The organism is Flavobacterium rakeshii, from assembly GCF_009741375.1.
In the GTDB taxonomy this organism is placed as follows: domain Bacteria; phylum Bacteroidota; class Bacteroidia; order Flavobacteriales; family Flavobacteriaceae; genus Flavobacterium; species Flavobacterium rakeshii.
The window spans coordinates 119,600-139,138 of sequence record NZ_WOWP01000045.1 but is presented as its reverse complement, the minus strand read 5'-3'; the positions used below and the strand labels follow the sequence as shown (position 1 = coordinate 139,138).

The following is a 19,539-nucleotide window of genomic DNA, read 5'->3' as shown; positions in this document are numbered from 1 at the left end:
AGTTGTAGCGGTTATCGTACCTGCACAGTTATCAGTAGCTGTTGGAGCAGTAATCATACCCGCAGTTACCTCACATTCTACTGTTACAGTAGGTAATGTAGCTACATCAGCTACAGGAGCAGTAACATCCGGAGTTGTAACTACATCTATAGAATCGGTTATTACACAACCATTGATATCTGTTACGGTAACAGTATATGTTCCGTCAGTAAGTCCGGTTATAGAAGCTGTAGTAGCGGTGTTAGACCAAACATACGAATAAGGTGTTGTGCCTCCGGTTACGGTTACTGTTGCAGTACCGTCTGAACTTCCGGGACAACTAACATTATCGGATGTAAATGAAACAGCAAGGGCAATAGGTTCAGTTACAGTTGCCGATGCAGTAGTAGTACAACCTTTAGCATCTGTTACAGTTACATTATAAGTTCCGGCTGTTAATCCTGTTAAATCTTCGGTAGTTGCAGTATTATTCCAAGCAAAAGTATAAGGAGCAGTACCACCAGTTACAGTTAGGTCAACCGTACCATTACTACCACCATTACAGCTAACATTAGTAGTTATAACAGAAGAAGAAAGAACAGTAGGCTCAGTTACAGTTGCCGATGCAGTAGTAGTACAACCTTTAGCATCTGTTACAGTTACATTATAAGTTCCGGCTGTTAATCCTGTTAAATCTTCAGTAGTTGCAGTATTATTCCAAGCAAAAGTATAAGGAGCAGTACCACCTGTTACAGTTAGGTCAACCGTACCATTACTACCACCGTTACAACTAACATTTGTAGTTACTGCAGAAGCAGTAAGAACTGTAGGCTCTGTAATTGTTACCATAGCAGTATCTGTACAACTGCTAGCATCAGTAATTGTTACAGTATATATACCTGCCGGTACACCAGCTATAGAAGCCGTTGTTGCACCATTAGACCATAAGTATGTATATGCACCTGTACCACCTGTTGCCGAAGCTGTTGCTTCACCGTTAGTACCACCATTACAGCTTATGTTAGCATCAACTACTGCCGAAGCAATAAGTTCTGTAGGTTCTGTAATAGTTACAGTATCTGTGCCTGTACAACCGTTATTATCAGTAATAGTTATGGTGTACGTACCTGCAACAAGATCGTTTACAGTAGCTGTAGTTGCGCCGTTAGACCATAAGTAATTGTAAGGGCCAACACCTCCTGTTGGAGTAGCAGTTGCCTGTCCGTTGTTTCCTCCAAAACAAGATACATTTGTTTGTGTTACACCCGGATCTATAGCATCCGGCTCAGTGATTGTGATTTCACCTGTAGCTGTACAACCGTTAGCATCGGTTACATTTACAGTATAAGTACCTGCTGTACTGCCTATCCATCCTGCTGTATTTACATTATATCCGTTTACGTTCCAATAGTAGCTATATGGAGCAGTACCACCAGTTGCGCTTGCAGTAGCACCTGCAGTTGTGTCTCCATTACAGCTAGGCTGAGAAAGAACAGATGTTGTAACAACAATTTCTGTAGGTTGAGTAATTGTTACACTTGCAGTATCCGTACAACTATTAGTATCTGTTATCGTTACAGTATAAGTACCTGCTACTACACCAGCTATAGAAGCGGTTGTAGCACCGTTTGACCATAAGTAAGAATATGAGCCTTCACCACCTGTTGCCGAAGCTGTTGCAGCACCATCATTACCTGCATTACAGCTTACATTTGAATCTACAGAAGCCGAAGCAATAAGTGCTGTAGGTTCGGTTAATGTTGCCGATGCCGATGCAGTACAACCTTTGTTATCTGTTACAGTTACAAAGTAAGTACCTGCAGCAAGGTTGTTTATTGTAGCTGTAGTACCCCCGTTAGACCATGAATAAGCGTATGGAGGATTACCACCATTAACAGTTATTGATGCACTTCCTGTAGACTCACCATTACAAGCTATGTTTGTTTGTGAATTTAGAGAAGCAATAAGAGCAGCAGGCTCATTAACCGTTGCCGATGCAGTAGTAGTACAACCTTTAGCATCTGTTACAGTTACATCATAAGTACCTGCTGTTAATCCTGTCATATCTTCTGTAGTAGCAGTGTTACTCCATGTAAAAGTATAAGGAGCAGTACCACCTGTTACAGTTAAGTCAACCGTACCATTACTACCACCATTACAACTAACATCTGTAGTTACAGCTGAAGCCATAAGAACAGTAGGTTCAGTAATCGTTGCCGATGCCGTTGCAGTACATCCTTTGCTATCTGTTACAGTTACATTATAAGTTCCGGCTGTTAAACCAGTCATATCTTCAGTAGTAGCTGTGTTACTCCATGCAAAAGTATATGGAGGAGTACCGCCTACTACAGTTAGGTCAACAGTACCATTGCTACCGCCATTACAACTAACATTAGTAGATATTGCCGAAGCATTAAGAGCAGTAGGCTGTGTAATAGTTACATTAGCAGTATCAGTACAACTGTTAGCATCAGTAACAGTTACTGTATAAGTACCGGCAGGAACACCAGCTATAGATGCTGTAGTTGCTCCGTTAGACCATAAATAATTATAAGGAGCAGTACCACCTGTTGCCGAAGCTGTCGCTTCACCATCATTACCACTATTACAGCTTACATTAGCATCTACCATTGCGGAAGCATTAAGTACTGTAGGTTGGGTAATTGTTATTGATGCAGTTGTAGTACAACCTATAAGATCTGATACAGTTACAGTATATGTTCCCGGACTTAATCCTGTTAAATCTTCAGTAAAAGCACCGTTACTCCATGCAAAATCATAGAGGCCAGAACCATTTGTTACAGTTAAGTCAATACTACCATTATTGCCTCCGTTGCAACTAACATTTGTAGCTACACCCGTAGCAGTAAGTGCCGGAGGGTTGTTAACTGTTGTTGATGCAGTTGTAGTACATCCTTTATCATCTGTAACCGTTACACTATAAGTTCCGGGAGTTAATCCATGTAAATTTTCAGAAGTACCTCCGTTAGACCATGCATAAGTATAAGGAGGGTTACCACCTGTTACGGTTACAGTAGCCGTACCATTATTTCCGTTATTACAGGCAGGAGGTGTAGACACTGCTGATGCGCTAAGTACCGCTGGTTGAGTAACTGTTGCGTAACCTAGTACAGTACATCCTTTAGCATCTGTTATAGTATAGTCATACTCTCCTGCAGATAATCCAACTCTGTCTGCAGTAGTATCTCCACTAGACCAGGATATTCCATATGGGGCAGTACCACCTGTTATGTCTATGTGTGCTGTACCATCACTACCACCGTTACAGGTTACTACTGTACTTGTTGTAGAACTACTAAGTACTGCAGGTTCTGTAATCGTTACACTTGCAGTATGTGAACAGGTGTTACTATCTGTAATTGTTACAGTATATGTTCCGGCAGCAACATCGGCTATAGAGGCCGTTGTAGCTCCGTTATCCCAAGAGTATGTATATGGAGGAGTACCACCTGTTCCCGAAGCGGTTGCAGCACCATTGCTACCACCGTTACAGCTTACATTTTGATCTACAACAGCAGAAGCTACAACACCGTTTGATATAATTGTAACACTTGCACTATCATTACAACCGTTAGTATCTGTAATAATTACATTATATGTACCGGCAGTAACACCTGATATAGATTCCGTAGTGGCACCGTTAGACCATAAATAAGTATATGAACCCGACCCACCTATAGCATTAGCTGTAGCAGCTCCGTCAGTGTTACCACAGGTTTGATTTGAATCTACAACAGCACTTGCTGTAAGCTCCATAGGTTCAAAAACTATTCTTGAAGCCGTTGTAGTACAGTTGTTAGCATCTGTTACAGTTACATCATAAGTTCCTGAAGCTAATCCTGTTAAATCTTCGGTAACAGCAGAGTTACTCCAAGCAAAATTATAAGGAGGAGTACCACCTGTTACAGTTAAGTCGATACTACCATCGGTATTTCCATAACAGCTAACTGCTGTAAATGTTGTTGAAGCGCTTAGTACCGTCGGTTCATCTACAGTTGCCGAAGCTGTTGTAGTACAGTTGTTAGCATCTTTAACTGTTACACTATAAGTGCCTGCTTCTAAACCAGTTATGTTTTGAGTAGTTGCAGTGTTACTCCATACATAAGTATAAGGAGCAGTACCACCTGTTACGGTTAAGTCAACAGCACCATTAACACCACCATTACAATTAACACCTGTAGCTGTTGCCGAAGCACTAAGTGCAGCAGTAGGCCCTTCAATTGTAAAGTTTACAGAAGCTGTACAACCGTTACCATCGCTCACAGTACATGTCCATGTACCTGCTGATAGTCCTGATACTGTAGGGGTTCCGTCACCCATAGGGTTACCCGGTGTCCAGTTATAGGTATATGTACCTGTACCTGTACCCCCTGTAGCTAAATTAACCGTGGCACTACCATCAGAACCACTATAGCACGATACATTTGTTTGTGATGCAGAAGAAAGGGAAATAGCTGGCGGTTGATTTACAGTTACAGAAGCTGTTTTATTACAACCAGCACTATCTGAAATCGATACACTATAATTACCCGCAGCCAATCCTGTTAAATCCTCGCTAGTTATACCACCACCCCAATTATATGTATAAGGAGGGGTACCACCTGTTACAGTTAAGTCGATAGCACCATTGTTATAACCGTTACAACTAACGTTTGTAACTACTGTACTGAAACTAACCTCTGTAGTTGGCTCTGTAATTGTAAAGGTTCTTGTAGCCTGACAGCCAATATTATCTGTAACGGTAACTGTATATGTACCTGCTGCTAGTCCTGTTGCAACAGAACCTGTACCACCAGTAGGAACCCAGGAATAAGAATATGGTGGAAAACCTCCGGCAGGACTTACCGCAGCAGCACCGTTTGTACCCCCATAACAACTAACATTGATTTGAGAACCAGACAAGGTTATGTTTGATATTGATAGTGACGCACTTCCTGATGTAGCATTACCAGTACTGTTACTAACAATACAACGATATGAGTTCCCGGCCATTGAAGCCGTAACTCCTGTTATGTTAAGGGTTGTAGTGGTTGCATTAGAGTAAACGCCACCGTTAGTTATATTTGTAAACCCAGAACCTGAATCTACCTGCCATTGGTATGAATCTCCATCTGTAGCAGTAATAGAAAACGAAGTATTACTATTAACACAAACATTGCTTTCAGAAGGGTTTGTAGTAACTACCGGAAGAGGTGGTGCTACAGGCCCGCCAAAAGTACAGGCGTCGGGTAATGTTGTTGTTGATGCACTAAGTATCCAGTTTGCACTATTCATAACGGCTGTCCTTATTTCTGCAGCGGTAGTCAATGAACCTCCCTGGCATTTAAAGTAACCTGACTGAGGTGATTCAGTATTTAGTAATCCTGTAAAATAAGCACTATAACCTCCTGTAAGTCCGGGAGGCATTTGTGAAGAGTTGGGTCCGTTAGCACAACCACCATTATTCCAAGCTGCAGTAGAGTTTATTGATGCTCCTGTACAATAAAAGTAGTTTATACCAGCAATCATTGTGACACCACTTCCGGTAACCGATCCGCTACTTCCCTGGAAGGCAATAATCTGATCACCTACATTTGAAAGTGATAATCCATTGCTTGAGGAACCTTCGCTTAATACAACAGTACCATTTGGAGTATATGTACCTCCTGAAGGGTCGTACACACTAGCAGAAAGACCTTTAATGTAAATTTGTGTTCCCAAAGAAAGATTGGTACCTGCAGTCCAGGTAACCGAAGATTCGGTACCGCCGGTTCCCTGCCAGGTAGAACCTCCAAAGTATCCTCTGTCAGTAAAACTGATTTTGGTACCATTAGTAATATCTTTGAGTAAAACAAATGAATAGGCATCTCCCAGACTGGAGAGATACGATGAATCAAAGCCGGTAAACAAAATGTCTCCGGCAGAAAGGGTAGTTTGGGAATTAGCCTTTTCTCCTGCTAATAAAAACAGCCCTATCATAAAAAATCCCGTTAGGCAGGATTTTAACGTAGAGTAGAAATACTTCATATAATATTTATTTATAAATGAACTGGTTAGATTTGATTACAAACTTACAAAATGCTCGCCTTCTTTCACTCCAAAAGCAAGCAAACGATGCCCGCTCATGTATCCTTCGTCGGTATAAATAATATCAGCCCTTAGTTGGGTGTTATCATTACATTGTATAATGAGTCCGTTATTTTCATCAATACTTAGTATTGTTCCCGGATTATTTTCTGTTTCTGTAGGTAAATCAATAGCAGAAGCCTCTATTATCCTTATATTCCATCCTTTCCATTGTGTATAAGCCCCTTTATTCCAGGGGTTGCAGGCTCTTATTAAGGATTGTGCCGATTTTGCATTCTGGTTATTCCAGTTAAGGCATACATCTTTTATACCCGGCCTCTTGTAATAGTTTACCTTTTTAGTATCCTGCGGAGTACCGCTAACACCGGCCTGTAACAGGGAAATAGCTTCAGGCAGTATATGTGCACCTAGATAAGATAGACTGGTGCATAAAAAGCCATGAGTTGCAGTCGCCTCTACAGGAATTTGTTTTTTGAGTAGTATAGCCCCTGTATCTATATCTTTTTCAATTTTATGAATGGTGATTCCGGTTTCCTTTACGCCCTGTCTTAAACACTCAAACACAGGATCGGCTCCCCTCATTTCAGGAAGAAGCCCATAATGAAAGTTGTAAAATGTATTAGGGAAATCAGTGATTAGTTTTTGAGATATTTTCCAGGGGAATGTCATCGTGAAAACATAATTGGCTTTTGTATTGCCAATAAGTTCACTTAAGCTTTTATCTAAATTATCTTTACTTAAAAGCAGAAGAGGTATTTTTAATGATGCCGCAATAGCAGAGCATATTTCAATTACCTCATTATTATTTTTTGGAACACCAATAGCACATAGCATATTAAGGCTACCCAAGCTTTGCAGTGCCGGTATAGGCATACGGTTGTTACATAATACTATTATTTTTGGAGCTGTTGCTATCATGAATCTAGGCAGGCATAAGAGTTAAGCCATGAATTGGAAATGTTATTTTTTATATACTCAATATCTTTTAATAAGCTATTACGATCTTCGGTAAGGTTGCTTACTTCAGTAATATTGGTTAGAGCACAGGTATTAGTATCACTGTTTTTAGTAATTGTGGCATAATACACAGGTGCTTCAGAGTGTTTTGTTGATGGATTCATGAATACGCTTCCTCTCGGTGAATCTATAATAAGTCCGTCAAAATTAAAATTGTTTGACTTGCTTATATACAATGCAGCTTCCCAACCCAGTAGTGAAAAAATATTTACTTTTTCAGGACGGATGCTACCCATTATATTTTTGAATTCTTTATTTGCAGGAGTATTTATATTCTTTGACCACGGCACAGCACTATACCAGTTATACCCCGGGTAGGTAATTTTATCAAGCCAGTTTTCTTCTGCAGTAAAGCCACTTGCGTAAGTATTATTTTTTGAAAAACTTTCAAGTTTCGCGCTTTCATTTAAGTAATCTTCGGCCATGTCACCACAAAAAGAGGCAAAAATGGCTGTGTCTTTATTTTCGTTAAGGTAGTTAACAAGAGGATCAAGTGTAAAGTCTACTTTTCGTAAAGGGGTTACATAATTAAATGTTACGGCTCCGCCTTTTTCTTCACTGGCAGCAGAATATATGTATGGTGAACGATATCCCGCATCAAAGAATGAGCATGCTACCGCAAAGTTTTTGTTACCATCGCTAAAAGCTTTATTAACAATTGCTCTTGAGCATAAATTACCCTGAAGTGAAATGAAGTAAGTATTTGGTAATACAGACTCATAAACCGGCAAATGATAACCACTGTCTAACACCAGTAATGTTTTACCGGAATTCTCAAATAGGGGAGAGATAGCCTCTGCCGCGTGCGGGTTTATATAGCCAATAACAATATCAGCCCCTTCCAGTAGCAATTGCTCTGCACACGAATATATTTCATCGTTATTACCTCCTACACCAATATTTTTTGATAGTATTTGATATTCACTTTCACTGCCCTGATTTTTTAGGGAAGCTTTAAGTCCGTCAACAATATCAAAGCCCATTGAAGGATATATTACTGATTTTGTAAGTAGTAAACCTAATTTCATAGTGGGGTTTTTATAACCCCCGGATATGAAACCGGGGGAGAGTTATTATTAAAATTTAATTTCTTGCAGGGAATAAGCCCTGAACACAAATAATGTAGTTTATACTTAGATAAGGTTGCATAATACTAAAAGGTGCACCTCCACCTTTATTTCCAATTGTTATGTGTGCATCAGCCGGGTGTAAAGAAGTATTAGGTGGGTTTGTAGAGAAAAGTCCACTTGAAGCTGCTAAGCCGGCTCCTGTAGGTATTGCAGTATCTCCTTCATCTGAAAATGCCGGCAGGGCATAATTTAGTATGCCAGGGTGAATATGTGCCGGTAAGTTTGCAACAGTTGCTGTTACCGTAGCTGTACCACTAACTTCGCCCATAGTGTATGCAGTAACCCCTGTATTTGACTGTCCTGCTCCAACAGGTACCCTACTTCTAAAATCAGGTAGTTTAAATGTGGTTCTGCCATCACCGCCATACATGGTGCCAATAAGACTAAAAAGTGCTGTGTTACTTGATATTGCTAATGTTTGACCTGCACAATAGGACCAGTTTCTTGGTTCAAAATTTGGTGCAAACAAACGTATTTCTGCCATGGTTCCTTCCATAATTCTAATTTTATAAATTAATTAAAAGTTAGTTTCTGCTTGGATAAATTCCTTGCAGGCAAATAATATAGTTTAAACAGGTATAAGGCTGAATAATTTGAAAAGGATATGATAATCCTGAATTACCAACCTGAGCAGCAGCACTAGTTGCTGTAATTGTTGTATCCTGAGGTTCGGACGAATAGGTACCTGCTAGTGAAGCAAGAACATGTCCTGTAGGAGAAGCGGTATTACCCGCGGCTGTATTTGCAGGTATTATAGCTGTTCCTGTAGCAGTATGTGTATGTGAAGGCATTTCGCCAACAATCATAGTATGTGTTTCTGCACCTCCTTTTTGTCCTATTACAGTATTTATGGTATTGCCATCTGCCTGTCCTGGGCTTATAGCAACCCTTCCCTGTAAATCAGGTAGTTGAAATGTAGTTCTCCCATCACCTCCATAAATAGTACCTATAAGGCTAAAAAGAGCATCATATGTTGAAATTGATAAAGTTTGTCCTTGGCAAAAAGCCCAGCCTCTTGGGGCAAAATTTCCTCCAAATAAGCGAACCTCTCCTATATATCCTTCCATAATTTTAAATTTTAAAAGTTTTACTTTATTAAGTTTTTAATCCTTTAGTTACGAGACGGAAAAATTCCATACATACAAATAATATAATTTGTTGCCTGTAATGGTTGGGTAATGTTTATTGGGTAATTTGATCCTGTAACATTAGTCGTAAATGTATTCTGGTATGCACTTAGATTTGTATCAGGGACTTCAGTACTATACATACCTGGTTTTGCGGCAAGAACATGATTTGTAGGAGAATCGGTATCTCCTTCATCTGAATAAGCCGGAGCAGCTACTGTAGCATTAGCATCATGTGAGTGTACCGGTAAATTATTACTTAATAATGTTCTGGTATTTGTACCTGCCATTTCTCCTGCGTCGTAATAGCTAAGTCCTGCTCCGTGACCGGCACCTATTGCAGTTCTTCCTATAAGGTTTGGTAGTGCAAAAGTCTGTATTCCGTTACCACCATAAGTAGTGCCTAATATTGCAAATAAAGCAGTATTACTACTTATGGCTACAAGGCCTCCGTTGCAATAAGCCCAATTTTTTGGTGAAAAATTGGCAGCAAAGAGTCTTATTTCTCCAATGTAACCTTCCATAATTTTAAAGTTTTTAAGTGAAACATATATTTGATTTTAAAATTTGGTTATTCACTCCATTTTCGCAGCAGGTTACTGTGACTTTGTTGTAACACAAGTTGTTCCCTGCTGTTTGAAGCCGATTTTTTTAGAGTGTTTAAAACCTGTTGCATATCATACAATATGCCTCTTTCTTCATTTCCTTTTACCAGGCTTTGTATCCAGGTAACTGCAACATGTCTTTCACCCGATGTTAATTGTTTTACCCTGTGTAAATACATACACGGATAACATATAGCATCTCCCTTTTTGAGTTTATAAAGCAGTGTACCGCTAGGGGTTTCCAGTTCCAGTTCACCACCCTCATACTCCTCTGGGTCGTTTAAAAATATTGTCATTGCGACATCTGTGCGCATCATGTTACCCATTAAAGGGTTATCAACATGCCAGCCGTATTCGTTTCCTGAGGTGTATTTGCTAATAAGAAATGGGTATATGTTTTTGGGATAAAGAGCGTTTCTAAAGGTTTCGCTTTGGTTTAAAGCACCAAGTAAAATTTGCTGGATCATTCCGTATTGCTGACTTTGCATATTTACCTGGAGATTACTTTTTACGTCACGTGCCGAATCAGTGGCTGTGTTCTTCCCGTCATCATAGGGAGCAGTGGCTAATAGGTTTTTGATGTTACTTAACTGGTCGTTGTTTAGTAACTCTTTAATGTGTATAAATGTTGAAGAAATGCTCATTTCCTATTAGTGTTTTATATTACTTTGTGTATGAGTGTAATAGTGTTGTATGTCATAACCTGCAATGAAATTTAACAAGCTGGATTTCATTATCTAAAGGTCTGTATATATATAAAAATACAACAGGTAGGAATTACCCGTTTTTAGAAAACAGGTAATTCTACGTGTTGTACATATTTATCTGCGAAATGCAGCTATTTTTAATTCTTGGTATTGATATTGCCCTGAATTGACCATGCAAAATCTACCTGAACTTCATTTTTATAAAGACTCATATCATCCATACTAATGTATTGATCTGCAGTATATCCTACATCTCCCTTAACTGTTGCCAGTGCATGGCAGCTCATACAGTTTGTTTGAACTCCATACTCTAAACCAAGTTTATTAGGGGAAGTTGAGTTACTGTTTTGAAAAGTATTAGGAGCAAAGCCTGCTTCCAGGTATGGATTAAAGGCTATAATAGGAGTAACATTTGTATTTGTACCTCCGTTTATAGGCTGGTTAGGCCATACCATTGCATAGGCGGTGGCAACAGCATAGTGTGCAGCAGCACCTTTTATTTGTGAAGGGCGTAAGTTAGCTTCGGCTGTTGAGCTTGGTGAAGCCGGGCTGTCTGGCTGGTAACTCCAGTAGAATGTTTGCCATGTCCAGTTGCTTATTTCTTTCGTGCCTACGTGCATAGCTACTAGTAAAATAAGATCACCTGCTTTAAAGTTTGAATTACCGTCTATATCTTCAGTTTTATTAAGATATACAGCAGCAGCTTCATCAAGCTTGTAGTTTATAAAGTCGCTAACATTACAGGTAGCAGCTTTGATTTCATCGGCACTAGGGTTTTCTGTAGTAACAGGAACCAGTTTTTTATTAGCCGGTTGGCTGTTAGTTACATCGGCATATACATATGTATTCCATTTTTCAGGACCAAAGGTTTTTGCAGGGTTTGGAGTTCCCGGCCATGTAGGTACACGTATAAGTCCGTTCTCATCAGGGATACCTGTATAGTAAGTTGGTTTTAGAGTGATACCGTTATTTGGGAATTGAGGTATTCTTCCTATACCATCTTTTACTTCATATTTATTTAATTCAGACTGATTGAATATTTTATGATCTAAAGCATATTTTGCCGCACCAGGGTTATAAGAAACGGTTTCAAAAATTTGGAAACTGCTGTCTATTTCAGCCTGTTTAGCAAATACCTGTGCGTGTATAAACTGCCTAGGTACGCTAAGAGCAGTACGCCCTTTTTTAACCTGTTGCGCCTCTTTACCTTTTGTTAAAGGAATTTTACACATAGCGGCAAGTTCTTTAACACCCATCCAGGTTTCAAATACACATAGAGAGTCTCCTTGGTATATTTGGTTTGATTTTTTAGTAAGTCCGGCCCAAATACCCCATGCGTGTTCTGTAATACTATTGGTATCCTGATTGTTTAACCAAGTGTAAATTTTAGTTGAATCTTCAGGGAAGCTAAAGTTTGCTATTCCTAAATCATTAGGAAATTCCTGTGGTATAATAATACCGTTTTCAACATTTTCGGCTTCAGGTTTGTTATCTTCTTCGTGTTTTTCTTTACATGAAGACATTGATAATACCATACTGCCGGCTATCAATACTGATAGTGCCGTTTTTTTAAGAGCCGAAGCTACATTTTGCAAAGAGCGTTTTGCAGATAATTGCGGATGTACAATCTCTTCAAAAGAGAAGCCTATCCTGTCGATTGCGTCGCCGTGTAATCCCATAATTTGAGTGATTTTAGAAGGGTTATCTAAAGGCAAACTGTATTTCATATCATCTGTATGAGGTACAGCGCCATAAGTTGTTCCGTTAATTTTAAAGCATCTTACTACAGTAGCCCTGTAATAGTTAGAATAGCCGGCATAAATTTCAAACTGGTCTATTGGTTCGCTAAGGTTAATCACTATTGGATTAGAATCAGGAGAACCATATGTTTTACCGTTTACTGTAATAGCACTTATACAGTCGCCACCCCTTGTATATATGGCAAATGATGAACCCGACCGGATTTGCTCCTGATAGTAAATGGTTTTTACTGAAGCTCCGCCATAAGGACCAAAAGACATAACAGCACCTATTGAACTCGGGTTATTGTAAACAATAGATTTTGGATTATGATGTTCAAGAGGTGATAGGGTAGGGCTTGTAAAAGTTCCGTTTAAATTTTTCACGATAGATGAAAATGCGTTAAGACCTGTTTGAAGAGCACCTTCTACCCATCCGCCAACCCATGAGTAACTGTCGCCGGCAAAGTAAATTTTTGCCACATTGTTGTTAAGGTTGGTGAAGTTGTAGTATAGCTGACTTAAATAATCTTCCTGAGTAGGCTGGGTTAAGGCAAAAGCACCATTGTAGTATTTTTGCAGTTGCCAGTCTATCATTACGGCATTTGTTTCGTCTACATTTTTAGGCATGGCATCCAGTATATAATCTATACCTTCAATTTTACCTAAGTCTCTTAAAAAGCGTTGGTATCTTTCATCCAGTTCACCCAATGCTTCTGCTTTTTCAGAAAGATCTTCCCAAACGTAGTTCATAAGACAAACAGCCTCAGTGTCGTTAGGGTTGTAATCAAGAGTATAGAAGTTTGCCATAGCGGTATCAGTAGTGATACATCTTACCTTATCTTTATTAGCATCGCCTATCCACCATGGTTTTACCTTTAAGAAGAATTTACTGGACTGTGCTACATGAACATTTGTTACAGCTTCGCGCTTGTTCATATCTATAAGGTTATTAGCTACAACTTTTTGATTAGCCTGCCATAATGAGTCAATACCAAGTTCTATTTCGGCAGCACGTGTAGTAGTACAAATCACCAGATGGTTTATATCACTTTCAATTACATTACCTTTATTATCAGTAAGGCTTACATTACCGCCGTTATTTTCCGGGTTTATAACTTTTACAGGAGTATTAGTAACAATAAAGTCTCTTACTTTTTTACCGTTAATATCAAAATCGGCCAGTGCATTTGCAACCGAATCGGTTCCGGTAACAATAAGCGCATGGTTTTCTTCCAGTTTATTAAGGGTAAAACGCATCATGCATACAAAGCTGATAGGGAATAGAGGAGACTGCCCGCCAATACCTGTACCAACCGTTCCAAATTTTTCAATATCATCAGGATATTGCCACTGGTAACGATCACCCCATTGTTTTGTAATTGCATTGTATTTTTTTGGAGCATTTGGCTGACAGAAAATTTCAATAATTCCTTCAATAAACGACTTGTCTTTAAAGTAGTTTACATAACCCTGCCATGCATTTTGTGCCTTTGCCGGGTTATAAGTTTGAGGGTTAGAAATATCAAGCCACTCCATGATTCTTGCAGGAGCATCCAGTTGTACACCATTAGGTAGTAAAATAGGCTCCAGGGTTGTAACAAAACCTGCCCAGCTTTCGTTTATGTCCCTAAAAATTTCGGGTACGGGCTGGTTTGGCATTATGTTGTACTGTTCCCCTTTGTAGCAAACAAGAGTAGGTACCAGTCCCGGATCCGGAAAATCGCCGTTAAGTTCAATGTTGTGTTTGTTTCTTTCAGGGTTATCCTGCATGTATTTAATATACCAATACAAACAGTTTTCTGAAGGAGGAAACCTCATGGCTCCCAGTTCGGCAAAGTTGGTTTCATCATTAGGAAACTCATAAGAGTAAAAGCGTCCGCCCACTCTGTCTGTAGCTTCATAAATTTTAAAATTGGTGAAACCTGCCCTTAGCAGTTCAAAACCTGTAACAAGTCCGCTCATACCTGCACCTATGATTGCTATTTTAGCATCTTTTGGAGCTTTAGATAAATCGGCAAGCCTGTTGTTTGAAGCCTCAAGCCATTTTTGGTAGTCCATCGCTGGGGTGTCTACCATTGCAGTTGGAATGAGCTCCTTAATTTCACCGTTAACAATGCCGTTTTGGCTTTGCTCATCGGTAGTTCTCAATACTTTAAGAAAAGGATGCATATGTAAAATATTTAGTTGGTTAAGCTGCTTATTTTCAGCTACCAAAGTACTTTACATATACTTGTTAAGTTAGGATGATTTTACCTGTTTTAACAAAACACGTATTTTTACCTGTGTTTATAAAACAAGGTTATTTACGTCTATAACATTATGTTTTATGGCAAATATTACCAGTCCGGCAATGTTTTTTGCACCTGTTTTGGTAAACAGGTTGTTTCGGTGCCCTTCAACTGTTCTTGTGGTAATAAAAAGTGTTTCACCTATTTCTTTTGCAGTTTTTTGCAGGCAAATAAGTTTTAGTACTTCCATTTCACGTTCAGAAAGATCAGTATCATCACTAAGTTCAGGCTTAGGTGCTTTTGAAGATATTTGTTCCCTAACGCTTTCAATCTGGTCTTCCATGAAGTAAACGCCAGAGTCATATACCTTATCTATTACCTGTTTTAATACCACAGGAGAAATACCTTTAGGTACAAATGCAGATGCTCCTGTTTTAAACATAAACCCTAAAAATGAACTTTGGTAATGAGATGATATTATAATGATTTTTATGGTAGGGAAATTGTTTTTAAGATATTCGGTAGTTTCCACACCATCCATTTCTTTCATTTTAAGATCAAGAAGCAGGATGTCAGGAAGTATGTCCGACGCGTTAAGTTTTTCAATCAGGTCCAGACCGTTAGATGCTGTAAGGAGTACTTTATAGTTTTCTATACTGTCTAAATAATCTTTAAGGAGTGTGGTGATAAGGTTATCATCGTCGGTAATGGCAATCAGTTTTTTACTCATTGGATATAAAGTTTGTAAGGTTTAGAGCAATAATGGTTGTTGTCCCCTTATTTCCCGATTTGATTTTATATTTTCCTTTCAGGTAAAGCATTCTTAATTCAATATTTTTAAGGCCGATACCTTTTTTACCTTTATTAATATCAAAGCCTTTACCGTTGTCTCTTACAGATACTGCAAGATGTTTTTTTGAAATCCTCAAATTAATAAATATATCAGAGGCTTCGGCGTGCTTATGAGTATTGATTATTATTTCCTGTACAATACGTATTATCTGTATTTTTAAATCAACGGGAACTTCTGTTTCCTGATTAATGCTTTTGTGGAAATGAACCTTAAACTGTTCTTTCCAGGGAGCAACGGTGTTTTTTAAAAGCTCATACAGTGTGGCATGATCTAACATTGGCGGACTCAAATCGTGCGATATTCTTCTTGCCTCAGCAATACTTTCTCCCAGTAAGTGGTCTATATCCTGAATATCACACTGGGTTTGGTTCTTTAGGCGTAGTACGGTTAGCTTACCTATAAGTGAATCATGCAAATCTGCAGCGATGCGTGTTCTTTCTTGTTCCTGTGCAACCACACTGGTTTCAAGTAATTGTTTTTGGTGTTCTAACTGCATGCGTGATTCTTTCAGGCGTTGTTCTACCATACGTCTAAAATTAATTCTTACAAGTCTGATAAATGAAATTGCCAAAAGGGATATAACTGCAAGAACAATTATAATCCAGAGTGCAATCGTTTTTGGGTCAAGCCATTTCTCCATATCTCTCTGCCTAAATATACATAAAATGTTAGTGTTAACAATAAGTTAGCACTCCAGAAATAATATTTTATTGATGAAGGAACATTAATTAAAAAGTTAATTGGGAGAAAAAATATAAGGTGTAGTGAGTAAAAAATAATAAAAGCATAATTTAATTTGATTAAACTGCTTTGTTTTTGTTTTTCCTCAATTTTTTCAAAAAGGTAATTAATTGCTATTGCTATTATAAAAAATGCACTAATTACTCTGGAATACGATTGAAACTCACTTGGCGGTACATTCCAAAGATCTACTATTTCCCATGCAATATATATAAGAGCTACAGTTGCTATTAGTGTGTAGACCCAAATTTTCCGTTTAAAAAAGGCAAGCTGATAGTATATTGAGAAAAACAATAGTTCAAAGAAACTAAAAATAACAATAATTATTAGATTATTATTATAAATTACTCCTATTATACGGCTTATAATATCTGAAATAAGACAAATACTTAAATATAGTAGGAGTAATTGATATTCTCTTTTTATGAACTTAAAATAACATATCCCTATAACTATTGTAGTACCTATAAGAAAAGGACTTATATATGTAAATAGTTTTAAGAGTTCGTAAAAAGTCATAAAAGCCTATATGTTCTATAATAGGTTGAAATTGATTTTATCAAAAGGCGGTACCGGCATTACAGTATCATAGTATACGTTAGCATACTTTATATCTGTAGTAATAAGATCGGCAGTTAAGCCGGTAGCTGCACTTGCATCTGTTTGTAAGCCTAAGTAAGTAATATATTTGTCACTCTGAATCATGTATGATGCAGGCATATGGAAAGCCTCAAATATACCTCCTGTAACCGATTTTTTTTGAATTTGATTTTTTGTCCAGGCACCATAATCTTTTTTCCAGGTATCTATTCTTAAAATAGCTTCCTGTGTTGGGATTTGATTTGAGTCACCAAGGTTAGGTTCTACTTTACATACTGTGAAAGCGCTAAACTGTATACTGCTTACGTTTGGCACATCAAGTGCAGCAGGGAGTAAAAACATGTAAAATTTTCCGTCAGTATCTACACCTGGATATACGTGTAAGTTGGTATTGCCAAGCTGTGCAAAGTCGTACTTGTTTACGTAATTAATAGAATTTCCTTGATTAAAACAGTTCATTACCTCTGTTTCATTAGTTAAAATTGATTGCCATTTCTTGATGCATCTTTGTACATCACCTAACGAGTTAATTGTTGCCATAAATGTGGTTTTGGTTGTGGTTATACAATGGACCAAAATTACTTTTTTGTAGTAAAGTAACCAAGCCCTGTACTAAAGTAATTAAAAATATTTTTAACAATCCCTTTCTTAAAAAAAGTAAGTAGGGGAATAATTTACTGTTATGCTTTTATGAAAGTAAAAAAATAATCTTAACTTTAGTTGAAATAGATGATGAATATTGTTTAAATGCAATTAAATAATGTTCACTTCACCTACTATAAACCAACCAAACCACTAAATAAATGAAGATAAAATATATAATTGCGGCTTTAAGTATAGTCCTGCTTTCCTGTAAGGATACCGGAAAGCAGGACGAAAACTCATCTGAAGTTAGTGCTATAGCAAATAGTAGTGATAGTTTAATTGAGGCCGTACCTACAGTAAACCCAAAAGGAATGGTATGGATAAAGGGAGGTCGTTTTATGTTAGGTAATAACAATACCGATTCCCGACAAACAGAAGGTCCCGCCGTACTTACTGAGGTTAAAGGTTTTTGGATTGATGAAACCGAGGTTACCAACGCGCAGTTTGCAGCTTTTGTGAAGGCTACCGGATATAAAACAATTGCCGAGAGGGAAATAGACTGGGAAGATCTAAAAAAACAGGTGCCTCCGGGAACGCCAAAACCACATGATTCGTTACTGGTGCCGGGTTCACTGGTTTTTACACCACCATCTAAGCCGGTTCCTCTAAATGATTATACATTATGGTGGTCGTGGATACCGGGAGCAAACTGGAAACATCCTGAAGGACCAAACACCAATATTGAAGGAAAAGACAATTATCCTGTTGTGCAGATAGCTTACAGCGATGCTGTGGCTTATGCCGAATGGGCAGGTAAAAGACTGCCTACCGAAGCCGAATGGGAATATGCAGCCCAAGCCGGTAATAAAGATGCTAATTATGCATGGGGTAGTGAACTTAATCCGGGAGGTGTATATATGGCCAATTTCTTTCAGGGGGATTTTCCTTATAATAATACCAATGCCGATGGTTTTAATACACTAGCTCCGGTAAAAAGTTTCCCTGCTAATGCTTACGGACTTTATGATATGATTGGTAATGTATGGGAATTAACCAGTGACTGGTACAGGCCTGATACTTATTCGTCATACAAAAAAGGAGATGATAGTTGCTGCCGTAACCCTACAGGGCCTAAAGATAGTTATGATCCTAATGAGCCTTATACTCCAAAAAGGGTTATAAAAGGAGGGTCGTTTTTGTGTAGTGAACAATACTGCTCCAGTTACAGGCCCGATGCCCGTATGGCAAACTCTGAAGACAGTGGGCAGGAGCATGTGGGCTTCCGTTGTGTGAAAGACATTGAGTAAATAAAGAAATATAATTACTTTTATGCCTGTAATACTATTACAGGCTTTTTTATTTTTATGTACAGCGATATAACCATTAACAACCAATTATTAAAAATTTATCATACTAAGGAAAAGGATGGCAGACCTACCATTATTTTTCTGCATGACTCGTTAGGATGTATAAAACTTTGGAGGGATTTCCCCGAAGAGCTAGGAGAACTTACAAATAGCAATATATTGGTGTATGACAGGTTGGGATATGGGGAGTCAGCCCCTTTCATAACTATAGAAAGGGATAATGATTATTTGGAAAAGGAAGCTGATGTTCTAAATGAATTGATTAAACTACTGCAACTTAAAGAGGTTATACTTTTCGGGCATAGTGACGGAGCCTCTATTTCATTGATTACGGCAGCTAAATATCCTGAATTAATTAAAGGGGTAATAGTAGAAGGCGCTCATATTTTTGTGGAAGATATTACACTTAAAGGTATTAGGGAAGCTGAAGTAGCTTACAAAACAACCAATTTAAAGGAACGTTTACAAAAATACCACGGTGATAAAACCGATGCTGTTTTTATGGCCTGGAATACTGTTTGGTTAAGTGATACTTTTCGTGACTGGAATATTGAGCATTTCCTGTCAAAAATAACGTGCCCGGTAATGGTAATACAGGGAGAGAATGATGAGTTTGGAAGTATGGCACAGCTTGAAGGGATTATAAATCAGGTATCGGGTAGAAGGGAAAAACTTATTATTCCTGCAATAGGGCATACGCCTCATAAGGAAGCTCCTCAAGAAGTGCTGGGAAAATCAGTACTATTTATAAATAAGCTATAAAACCAATAA

The 19,539-nt window shown here is 38.3% G+C and carries 13 protein-coding genes; 2 read left to right on the top strand and 11 right to left on the bottom strand.

Annotation, left to right across the window (positions count from 1 at the left end; translation table 11 throughout):
- From GN157_RS12025 to GN157_RS11975, 11 genes are all read right to left on the bottom strand, one after another.
- Nucleotides 1-6,006: hypothetical protein (locus GN157_RS12025; RefSeq protein ID WP_197429444.1), on the bottom strand; the 6,006-nt coding region annotated here is incomplete at its 3' end.
- A 36-nt stretch (nucleotides 6,007-6,042) separates the two neighbouring features.
- Nucleotides 6,043-6,984 (bottom strand): methionyl-tRNA formyltransferase, encoded by a 942-nt coding sequence (locus GN157_RS12020; RefSeq protein ID WP_157483635.1) that lies wholly within the window; start codon nucleotides 6,982-6,984, stop codon nucleotides 6,043-6,045.
- The gene (locus GN157_RS12015) at nucleotides 6,981-8,111 is read right to left on the bottom strand and encodes an ABC transporter substrate-binding protein (RefSeq protein WP_157483634.1); all 1,131 of its coding nucleotides are present in this window, start codon (nucleotides 8,109-8,111) and stop codon (nucleotides 6,981-6,983) included. The genes GN157_RS12020 and GN157_RS12015 overlap by 4 nt, the downstream gene beginning before the upstream one ends.
- A 55-nt stretch (nucleotides 8,112-8,166) precedes the next feature.
- A complete protein-coding gene (locus GN157_RS12010) occupies nucleotides 8,167-8,709 on the bottom strand; it encodes a phage tail protein (protein ID WP_157483633.1) in 543 nt (180 codons plus the stop codon).
- A 28-nt stretch (nucleotides 8,710-8,737) separates the two neighbouring features.
- Nucleotides 8,738-9,280 carry a phage tail protein gene (locus tag GN157_RS12005; RefSeq protein WP_157483632.1) on the bottom strand — a complete coding sequence of 181 codons (543 nt, stop codon included), beginning with the start codon at nucleotides 9,278-9,280 and terminating at the stop codon, nucleotides 8,738-8,740.
- 44 nt (nucleotides 9,281-9,324) lie between these two features.
- Nucleotides 9,325-9,864, bottom strand: a complete 540-nt coding sequence (locus GN157_RS12000; protein WP_157483631.1) for a phage tail protein — start codon at nucleotides 9,862-9,864, stop codon at nucleotides 9,325-9,327.
- 47 nt (nucleotides 9,865-9,911) lie between these two features.
- Nucleotides 9,912-10,589 (bottom strand): Fe2+-dependent dioxygenase, encoded by a 678-nt coding sequence (locus GN157_RS11995; protein ID WP_157483630.1) that lies wholly within the window; start codon nucleotides 10,587-10,589, stop codon nucleotides 9,912-9,914.
- 200 nt (nucleotides 10,590-10,789) lie between these two features.
- Nucleotides 10,790-14,563 (bottom strand): FAD-dependent oxidoreductase, encoded by a 3,774-nt coding sequence (locus GN157_RS11990; RefSeq protein ID WP_157483629.1) that lies wholly within the window; start codon nucleotides 14,561-14,563, stop codon nucleotides 10,790-10,792.
- Between the two features lie 117 nt (nucleotides 14,564-14,680).
- Nucleotides 14,681-15,352 carry a response regulator transcription factor gene (locus GN157_RS11985; RefSeq protein ID WP_157483628.1) on the bottom strand — a complete coding sequence of 224 codons (672 nt, stop codon included), beginning with the start codon at nucleotides 15,350-15,352 and terminating at the stop codon, nucleotides 14,681-14,683.
- Nucleotides 15,345-16,115, bottom strand: coding sequence for a sensor histidine kinase (locus GN157_RS11980; protein WP_157483627.1), 771 nt, complete (start codon nucleotides 16,113-16,115; stop codon nucleotides 15,345-15,347). The genes GN157_RS11985 and GN157_RS11980 overlap by 8 nt, the downstream gene beginning before the upstream one ends.
- A 635-nt stretch (nucleotides 16,116-16,750) precedes the next feature.
- The gene (locus tag GN157_RS11975; protein WP_157483626.1) at nucleotides 16,751-17,356 is read right to left on the bottom strand and encodes a hypothetical protein; all 606 of its coding nucleotides are present in this window, start codon (nucleotides 17,354-17,356) and stop codon (nucleotides 16,751-16,753) included.
- A 263-nt stretch (nucleotides 17,357-17,619) separates the two neighbouring features.
- Here GN157_RS11975 and GN157_RS11970 point away from each other — a divergent pair, with 263 nt between their 5' ends.
- A complete protein-coding gene (locus GN157_RS11970) occupies nucleotides 17,620-18,708 on the top strand; it encodes a formylglycine-generating enzyme family protein (protein ID WP_197429443.1) in 1,089 nt (362 codons plus the stop codon).
- Nucleotides 18,709-18,765: 57 nt separating this feature from the next.
- Complete coding sequence (locus tag GN157_RS11965; protein ID WP_157483625.1) at nucleotides 18,766-19,530, top strand: alpha/beta fold hydrolase; 765 nt, start codon at nucleotides 18,766-18,768, stop codon at nucleotides 19,528-19,530.
- Nucleotides 19,531-19,539: the final 9 nt, after the last annotated feature.

Coding starts and splice junctions, on each gene's coding strand:
- GN157_RS12020 (WP_157483635.1), bottom strand. CDS start 6,984: ATGATAGCAACAGCTCCAAAAATAATAGTATTATGTAACAACCGTATG.
- GN157_RS12015 (WP_157483634.1), bottom strand. CDS start 8,111: ATGAAATTAGGTTTACTACTTACAAAATCAGTAATATATCCTTCAATG.
- GN157_RS12010 (WP_157483633.1), bottom strand. CDS start 8,709: ATGGAAGGAACCATGGCAGAAATACGTTTGTTTGCACCAAATTTTGAA.
- GN157_RS12005 (WP_157483632.1), bottom strand. CDS start 9,280: ATGGAAGGATATATAGGAGAGGTTCGCTTATTTGGAGGAAATTTTGCC.
- GN157_RS12000 (WP_157483631.1), bottom strand. CDS start 9,864: ATGGAAGGTTACATTGGAGAAATAAGACTCTTTGCTGCCAATTTTTCA.
- GN157_RS11995 (WP_157483630.1), bottom strand. CDS start 10,589: ATGAGCATTTCTTCAACATTTATACACATTAAAGAGTTACTAAACAAC.
- GN157_RS11990 (WP_157483629.1), bottom strand. CDS start 14,563: ATGCATCCTTTTCTTAAAGTATTGAGAACTACCGATGAGCAAAGCCAA.
- GN157_RS11985 (WP_157483628.1), bottom strand. CDS start 15,352: ATGAGTAAAAAACTGATTGCCATTACCGACGATGATAACCTTATCACC.
- GN157_RS11980 (WP_157483627.1), bottom strand. CDS start 16,115: ATGGAGAAATGGCTTGACCCAAAAACGATTGCACTCTGGATTATAATT.
- GN157_RS11975 (WP_157483626.1), bottom strand. CDS start 17,356: ATGGCAACAATTAACTCGTTAGGTGATGTACAAAGATGCATCAAGAAA.
- GN157_RS11970 (WP_197429443.1), top strand. CDS start 17,620: ATGAAGATAAAATATATAATTGCGGCTTTAAGTATAGTCCTGCTTTCC.
- GN157_RS11965 (WP_157483625.1), top strand. CDS start 18,766: ATGTACAGCGATATAACCATTAACAACCAATTATTAAAAATTTATCAT.